This window comes from Trichocoleus sp. DQ-U1, from assembly GCF_039961925.1.
Taxonomy (GTDB): domain Bacteria; phylum Cyanobacteriota; class Cyanobacteriia; order Cyanobacteriales; family FACHB-T130; genus FACHB-T130.
This window is the reverse complement of the sequence record NZ_JAMPKB010000138.1, coordinates 1-7,978: the sequence shown is the minus strand read 5'-3', so window position 1 is coordinate 7,978 and position 7,978 is coordinate 1. Positions and strand designations below refer to the sequence as shown.

At 45.8% G+C, this 7,978-nt stretch carries 5 protein-coding genes and 2 pseudogenes; 3 read left to right on the top strand and 4 right to left on the bottom strand.

Features of this window, described 5'->3' with window-relative positions:
* Nucleotides 1-98: pseudogene (locus tag NDI34_RS27195) on the top strand (IS982 family transposase); the annotation flags it as partial.
* Nucleotides 99-200: 102 nt separating this feature from the next.
* Entirely contained in the window at nucleotides 201-1,244 is a 1,044-nt protein-coding gene (locus NDI34_RS27190; RefSeq protein ID WP_242037429.1) for a WD40 repeat domain-containing protein, read from the top strand.
* Nucleotides 1,245-1,533: 289 nt separating this feature from the next.
* On the opposite strand, the gene NDI34_RS27185 is transcribed toward NDI34_RS27190, so the two are convergent.
* Nucleotides 1,534-1,836 (bottom strand): RNA-binding protein, encoded by a 303-nt coding sequence (locus NDI34_RS27185; protein ID WP_190410814.1) that lies wholly within the window; start codon nucleotides 1,834-1,836, stop codon nucleotides 1,534-1,536.
* Nucleotides 1,837-2,230: 394 nt separating this feature from the next.
* Between NDI34_RS27185 and NDI34_RS27180 the strand changes: the two genes are divergently transcribed.
* Nucleotides 2,231-3,295, top strand: coding sequence for a WD40 repeat domain-containing protein (locus NDI34_RS27180; protein ID WP_190985493.1), 1,065 nt, complete (start codon nucleotides 2,231-2,233; stop codon nucleotides 3,293-3,295).
* Between the two features lie 218 nt (nucleotides 3,296-3,513).
* Here NDI34_RS27180 and NDI34_RS27175 read toward each other — a convergent pair whose 3' ends face one another.
* The 3 genes and pseudogenes from NDI34_RS27175 to NDI34_RS27165 form a co-directional block, all read right to left on the bottom strand.
* Nucleotides 3,514-5,934 carry a sucrose synthase gene (locus NDI34_RS27175; protein WP_348234387.1) on the bottom strand — a complete coding sequence of 807 codons (2,421 nt, stop codon included), beginning with the start codon at nucleotides 5,932-5,934 and terminating at the stop codon, nucleotides 3,514-3,516.
* 184 nt (nucleotides 5,935-6,118) lie between these two features.
* Nucleotides 6,119-7,642, bottom strand: coding sequence for a carboxypeptidase M32 (locus tag NDI34_RS27170; RefSeq protein WP_190985494.1), 1,524 nt, complete (start codon nucleotides 7,640-7,642; stop codon nucleotides 6,119-6,121).
* A gap of 235 nt (nucleotides 7,643-7,877) precedes the next feature.
* Nucleotides 7,878-7,978, bottom strand: a pseudogene (locus tag NDI34_RS27165) (IS5/IS1182 family transposase); the annotation flags it as partial.

Sequence of the window (7,978 nt, the reverse complement as noted above, 5' to 3'; positions counted from 1 at the left end):
ATTTTATGGTCAATATCTTGTGTGGTTTAATTGCTTACTGTCATCAACCCAAGAAACCATCACTCCGTTTAGAGTGGGCTTTGGTTCAATCAGCTTAACCCGAACTGAGGTTATATTAAGAAACGACCTGTAAAATTCTGCAATTACTGCCCATATTTCAGCAGATGTGCAAAATTTCTTCCCATTCGTCTGTTATTTTTATGTTTTCTGCTCAAACTAGGACTTTAGTCGGTACGATAGGCGCGATCGCCACAGTGATGGCTACGAGCGTTATAATTCCACCCAGCAACATCAAGGCATACGCAGCTCCAATCGATGCTTCTGTTGCAGTAGCGAACTTAAACGCTTGGGAAAACGCTCAACTAGAACGCACCCTCAGAGGGCATTCAAATTGGGTAAATGCTGTCGCCATCAGTCCCGATGGAACAACTTTAGCCAGTGGCAGTTCTGACAACACGATCAAACTTTGGAATCTTTCCAGCGGACAAGAAATTGGCACCCTTACCGGGCATTTCAAACCAATTTTCACAATTGCATATAGCCCCAATGGGCAGCTTCTTGCTAGCGGATCTCAGGATAATACAATCAAAATCTGGAATCTTGCTACAGGTCAAGTCATCCGCACTCTCAGGGGGCATTCTAGCTCCATTGATTCGGTCGTTTTCAGTCCTGACGGGCAGTTTATTGCCAGTGGGGGTAAGGACGACACGATCAAGATTTGGAATCTGACTTCCGGCGAGCAAATTTTAAGCCTCACAGGTCATGCTAATGGGATTGATGTTGTTGCCTTTACCCCAGATGGGCAGACCCTCGTGAGTGGTTCTGAGGACAAAACGATCAAAGTTTGGGATCTCTCTACAGGTCAAGTCATCCGCACCCTCAGAAAACATACAAATGCGGTTCATTCCTTGGCAATTACCCCAGATGGACAGACACTTATAAGTGGGGGTTTTGACAAAACTATCTACCTTTGGGACATGACCACATGGCAGCTCAAAGGTCGCCTGAGAGGGCATGCAGACATGGTTTATGCAGTTGCTATTAGTTCGGATGGACAGTTTCTCGCTAGTGGTAGCGAAGATAGAACAATTAAAATTTGGAGCCTAAAAACTGGGAAACAAATTACAACGCTGACAGGTGATTCTAGCGCAATTTATTCCCTCTCTATCAGCCAAGATGGACAGACGATTGCAACGGGTAGTTATGACAAAAACATCCGAATTTGGCGAACGCAGGGACTTTAAATTGAATAGCTAAAAACTAAAATCTGGGCTAAAAGCTTAAACCCATTGAAGCGAGTTTTAGCTTCCCCAGGAAACTTTTAGCTTGACCAATGCTATAAATGTCGCTCGTTGACGTGCATCTTGAATCGTCACACTTGAGATGCATACCTGCAAAAAAAAGGCTTAAGCATTATGCTTAAGCCTTTTTAAATTTAATACGAGTAACTGAAACTAATTGCGCTTACAAATTACTCAGCCCTTTTTGTCTCAGCTTTTCAAGGAAAAACTAAAAAGGTTTAGTTTCTAAAGCTTAGTAGCGGCGAGAAAAGCTGTTGTTTCCGCGACCACCACCACCAGACGGGCCTCTATCTTCTTTGGGCTTCGCCTTGTTAACTTTCAAGTCGCGACCCATCCATTCAGCACCGTCAAGCGCTTCAATGGCAGCTGTTTCTTCAGCTTCTGTACCCATTTCTACGAAACCAAAGCCACGTAGACGACCTGTTTCCCGGTCAGTGGGTAGCTGGACGCGCTTTACAGAACCATATTCTGCAAAAACCCCAGTCAGGTCTTCTTGCGTAACTTCGTAGGATAGATTGCCTACATAAATAGACATAGATTGTCTCCAAAATCAAGGGGGTGTAGAGATTTGAATTTCGGAGAGAAGCCTGTCAAGACCAAAAGGAAAACACCTATCAATACTATAAACAAACACTGCAACCGAATTTATTCTCACCTATTACGGTAGCACAACAGATTCTGGAATGGGGCTTTTGGTATCTAAGTTTTCTCCAACTAATCTTTAAACTTTGACCGAGTATAGCTTCTAGCTAATTTCCCGGATTCGGAAAAGTCCGAGCGATCGCTTTCCTCGCGAATGCATACTTCTAAGAAATTTGCAACGGCAACATTACATAAATTTTTTAATTCTGGGCACACAGGTAAATCAACAACGTCTCAGTGTAAAGCAACACATTTTTGTAGTGTGCGTTGTTTCCCAATTTACTAAAATGACAAATCAGCAAATTTCCGCTAAGGTTTTCACGGCGCTGGTCGTCGTGGCAACGATTGGCGTTTCTGCAATGCCTATGTTTAAAGTAGTATCTCAGCCGCCTGTCATTCCATCTACCTTAACGGCTCAAATACCCACCAACACTTGGCAAAATGTGCGACCGATTCGCACCATCGAGGCTCATTCAGGGAGCGTGGGAGCGATCGCGATCGCTCCCAACGGACAGCTAATGGTTAGTGGTAGCGATGATGGCACGATCAAAGTATGGAATCCGAAAACGGGTCAACCAATTCGCACCCTAACTGGGCATACTGACACCATTTGGGCACTTGCGATTAGTCCTAATGGGCAAACCCTCGCCAGCAGTAGCGCGACCAACGATGGCTCGCTAAAACTGTGGAATTTAAAAACTGGCAAGGTAATCCGGACTATCACGCGGGATTGGTACGTTAAATCTCTCGCCTTTAGCCCAGATGGAGAACGCCTTGCGATTGGTAGCTGGAACACGACTGCACGGAACGCAGAGATTGAAGTGTGGAATGCACGCACGGGTAAATCGATCTATAGCTTCCAGGGATCTCCTCAGTCGAATTTAATGGTCGCCTTTAGTCCCGATGGAAAAACTCTCGCTAGTGGGAATGAAGACAGTACGATCCAACTATGGGATCTTAGGTCAGGCAAACCCATCCGCACCATCAACAATGGAGAGGCTGTCAGAGCGATCGCTTTTGGTCGAGATAGCAAAACCCTTGTCAGCGAGACTTATAACCAAATCGTCAAAATCTGGAATCTGCAAACCGGCGAACTCATCTCTACACCGATTAAGGATTCAGGCACCGTTTTCGTGAATGCTGTTGCTTTGCATCCGAATAATCAAATACTTGCAAGTGCATTAGGCGGATCGGAAGGCAGTTTAAATTTATTTGATTTGCAAACTGGTAGTGTAATCAATCCTCTTACAGGGTCTTTTAACGTTATCTCCTCACTCGCATTCACCCCAAACGGGCAGACTCTTGTTAGTGGTAATTTTGACGGAACAATTACCTTCTGGGAACCCCAATAGTTATACTGTTTCGCTTTTGCCTGAAGTGAGATTGGCATCGCTTCAGGCTCTATTTCCCTTCTCTTGCGTAGGAAAAGCCCGACTCTAGACACATTGGTTAAGAATGTTATCTGCGACCTTCTCTTAGCTCCCAATAAATTGGGGGTTGGAGGGATCGAAACGTAATGCAAATCACGTCAGATCCCCCTAGCATCCAATTTATTAAGAGGAGAAACTCCCTATCGCTGCATTTGCTGTTCCAACAGTTTCTGCGCTCTCGGCTTGTAAATTAAATAGAACAACGCCTCAATGTAACGCAGTAGATCTTCGCGGTTCTCCTTGGAAGTATAATTCCAGAAGCCGTAAATTCGAGCTAAAGATAGAAGTTTGGTTGTGTGAATCTTCCACGTATAAGTGCTATAAACTCGATCAATCGCTCGTGTAGAAATTTCGTACCAGTAGTTAGGATTTTGGTCGCACTTAGAGACAAACTCCAGGATTTTTTCCGCCATTTCTTCAAGATGCGTCGGGTTAATGTAGAACCCATTAAACTTATCCTGAATAATCTCTAACGGGCCACCGAATTGAGTAGCAAATGTCGGTAAACCAGAAATCATTGCCTCCAAAATGGTCAGACCAAAAGCTTCAAACAGCGCTGGTTGAACAAAGACACCTTGGCGATCGGCAATCACCCGATAAATTTCGCCAGAGTCGGTTTTAGAAAGGCGCACGCCTAGCCAGCGAATTTTACCGTGTAGATTGTACTTTTCAATGATTTGGTAAAGCTTAACAATTTCATCTTTTTCTTCGTTATCGCTTGATTCCTCAACGCGCAACTTCCCAGCAACTAAAATTAAGTTGCAATGTTCTTGTAAAGCTTCGTTCTTGCCAAAACACTCAGCCAATCCGGTAAGATTTTTGATTCGGTCGAGACGAGCCATTGAGAAGAGAGGGCGCTTGTTCGGATCGTCCAATTTCCCTAAAATTTGGGACGGATCTTCGAGGGTAAAGAGCATCTCCTCGATCCGGGCGCGATCGCTCGGTATGCGATCTTCGGTACGCGAATAGGGAAAATAAGCATTTTCATTTACTCCAGGCGGCACCACGTTGAATTTGGGGCTAAATAGCTCAACTCCGCTCACTACATGGTACAAATCCGGCATCGTGAAACACTTGTAAGATTCATACTGTCCCACACTATCCGGCGTTCCGACAATTTCTTGATAAGTACTGCTAATGATGAAATTTGCAGCATTCATCGCAATTAAATCGGCAGTGAATTGTAGGGAGAAATGATACTTTTCTTCCAAGTCGTTCCAGTAGAGGTTACTGAAAAGATATTTAGATTTTTCTAAGGCGTGGGCAATGTTGCATTGAGTCACCTTCAAGCGACGCGCCAGTAAAAATGCCACCAAATTACCGTCGGAATAATTTCCAACAATTAAGTCGGGCTTACCTTGAAATTCTGCCAGCAGCTCTTTTTCCGAGTCGATGGCATAGCTTTCTAGATAAGGCCAAAACTCAAACCGGGAAATCCAGTTTTGAGTCACTTTGGGATTAAACTCTCGCAAAGGCACTCGCAAAATCCAAGCATTATCTGTGCCGTGAACTTTTTCTAAGCGTTGGTTACACAAAGTACCATCGCTATTCGGAATTAAGCGAGAGAGAATAATTACTTTCGGCTCAACACCTAGAACATCCAACCCAGCCAGCGAGAGGTCTTCTTGCATCTGCTGTTCGAGACTCTTGGCTTGGTCGAGGACGTAAACGACCTGTCCGCCAGTATCCGGACGTCCCAAGACACCTTCTTGCCCAAACCAACCGTGGGGAGACACGAGGACAATCCGGAAGACCATTGGAATCCGGGAGAGAAAAGCTTCTAGAGTCTGATGATCGGGGGAGTCGAGGAGTTCATCAAGAATTTCTAGAGTTTCCCGCACCCGTCCGGCGGTGTTTCCCCACCCAGGCTCAAAGCCCATTGCTTGCAAATCATACCGAAATTCATCGTAGCTTTGCTCAAAAGGGCGATCGCCCAAAAATCCCAAAGCTTGCTTGACACGACTAGAAAGTTGCTGCTGCGATTTAATTCGCCCGTTGATCAGCAGTTGCAGATTGTTATAGGAATGGACGCTTAAAAATTGAAACAAGCTCTCCAGCCATTGTCCGGGGTCTTGAAAGAGTTTGCTCGATAAATAACGGTTGAGATACTGTACCCCCTTACCAATATTTTTAGGGTCGCGAATGGTCGGGGTATAGTCGTAAAACGGCTGAAAATCGAGTTCTAGGATGTCGCCTTCCTGGGGATGGAAGCGATTCACCAGGCGATCGCGTACATCCAGCAGTTCTTGCACCGTCATTGGTTCGACAATTAAATCTTCCGTTAACCGATAGATTTCTTGAGAAGCAATGGTTGGGCGGACGATCAAACAGATGTTTCCATCCTCCCGAATAATTTCTTGAGTGTAGTAAATTAATTTACCTAAATGGGAGGATTGGTCAAAATGTTCAGGCTTTTGGTGATTTGTGCAGTATTCGGAAAAAGCATTGAGAATGTCGTTTCTCAGTAAATACGACTTGTCCTGTTGGCGTAACTCACTCACAAATTGGCGCAGATCGATTTTTTCATCACTCTCTAAAACAGCCTGAATCAAATCGGACATGACAACTCCCTAGATTAGTTCAATAACATTCACAAAGACTAAACTACAAAATGTTTTTCCTGGTGACGCCCTTCCGAAGGTGGAAGGAGTACGTCTCAAACCAAAATTAATTCACCGTTCATCTTTCTTAAGAGTGAATCGGCTAGGCTATGCCTAGCCTAGCTTCTTTTCACGCTGTTGTGTATCACAAAGCGTAAATTTCTCCGTATTTTTGCTGAATATAACGAATCAAGGGATTAATACTCAAACAATTGCCAGTGACGCGCTCGATAATTTCAGCGGCGGTATATTTCTGTCCGTGTTGGTAAATATTCTCTCTCAGCCAATTATGTAGAGTGCTGAACTTCCCTTGCTCGATTTCGGTAGGAATTTGGGGATTTGCCTTGAGTGCAGCTTCAAAAAACTGGGCGCTCATCAGGTTGCCAAGAGTATATCCTTGGAACATTCCGCCGATGCTACCCGTGTACCAATGGACATCCTGCATGACGCCAACACTGTCGTTGGGGGGAACAACACCCAAGTCCGATCTGTAGCGTTCGTTCCAAGCTTCCGGGAGATCGCGCACTGCCAGATTGCCTTCGAGTAGCGCCAATTCCAAGTCAAAGCGGATCATGACGTGCAGGTTGTAGGTGACTTCATCGGCATCGGTACGGATGAGCGATCGCTCGACTTTATTAATCGCTCGGTAGAATGCCTCCAGGGGTACATTACTGAGTTGATTTGGGAAAGCTGCTTGTAGTTGCGGATAGCAGAATTTCCAGAAGTTGCGACTGCGTCCCACCTGATTTTCCCACAGCCGTGATTGGCTTTCATGCACACCCGATGAGGTGCCACTGGCTAAAGGCGTCCCTTCATATTCTGGGTTAATCCCTTGCTCATACAAGGCGTGTCCCATTTCGTGAATGGTGCTAAACAGTGCCTCATTCAGATCGTTCTCTCTGACGCGGGTAGTAATTCGCACATCCCCAATCGAGAAATTGGTCATAAATGGGTGCAGGGTTTTATCTTGCCGTCCCCGTTGGAAGTCATACCCAATCTGTTCGATCACCTTTAAGCTAAACGCTAGCTGTTCGTCTTCTGGAAAAGTTTGGTGCAAGCAACTATCATCGGCAATCGGCTGGGAAGCGATCGCATTTACAATTGGAACCAGTTCTTGACGGAGTTCCGCAAAGAGCGATCGCACGGTTGAAGCCTTCATCCCGTAATCGGCACCATCAATCAGCGGATCTGCAATATGCTCGTAGCCAGAGAAAAAGCTGGCATAGTCGCGGCACAGATCCAGCGTTTTTTCCAGATAAGGCTGCACAGCGGCAAAGTTATTTTCCGGACGTGCTTTTGCCCAAGCACCATAAGACTGAGTTCGGTGGAGAGACATTTTTGCCATAAAATCCGCTGGCACTCGCACCGCGCGCTCGTAGCTGCGTCTGACAACACGAATTAGGCTGGCTTCATCAGAGTCGTAGGGCAAGCTTTCCTCGTAGGGACGCAAATCTTCCAACAGTTGCGCGATCGCTGGATCGCTAAACTTAGTATGGGCAATTTGCCGCAGAGTCGCCATCTGCCGCCCTCTCGCCGCTGCACCCCCAGGCGGCATATAGGTTGCTTGATCCCAGTAAAGTAGGGACGACGCTGAATTAATATCGTCGATTTCGGTGAGGCGGGTTTTGAGTTCTTGAAGTTTGGGGTGAGTCTTGTCCAGAGTCTGCATGATTCGCTGTTGATACTCGTTTCCTATAGTGTGGCGCAGGACGAGCAAATATCAGTCCAACCACCGTTCGCGATATGTCACTTTCCCCAGCTTGCTCAAGCGCAAAAGTGACGACCGTTTCACTCAGTCGGATACTTCTATTTTTCATGCGTTCAATCGGTTGCTACATTGAAACTAGATACCCTTGCCGCTTGGCACGCAGCAAAATGTCTATAGAACCTGTTAGGGCGTGTCATCAATTCAACCAGATGACCGTAGCAGCGAGGTGAATCGCACCGAGAAAGTTAACCGCACGCTTGTCGTAGCGCGTTGCAATCGCTCGATACTGCTTGAGTT

Bases quoted from the DNA above. Each gene is read 5' to 3' on its own strand.
- NDI34_RS27170 (WP_190985494.1), bottom strand. From the start codon at position 7,642: ATGCAGACTCTGGACAAGACTCACCCCAAACTTCAAGAACTCAAAACC.
- NDI34_RS27180 (WP_190985493.1), top strand. From the start codon at position 2,231: ATGACAAATCAGCAAATTTCCGCTAAGGTTTTCACGGCGCTGGTCGTC.
- NDI34_RS27190 (WP_242037429.1), top strand. From the start codon at position 201: ATGTTTTCTGCTCAAACTAGGACTTTAGTCGGTACGATAGGCGCGATC.
- NDI34_RS27175 (WP_348234387.1), bottom strand. From the start codon at position 5,934: ATGTCCGATTTGATTCAGGCTGTTTTAGAGAGTGATGAAAAAATCGAT.
- NDI34_RS27185 (WP_190410814.1), bottom strand. From the start codon at position 1,836: ATGTCTATTTATGTAGGCAATCTATCCTACGAAGTTACGCAAGAAGAC.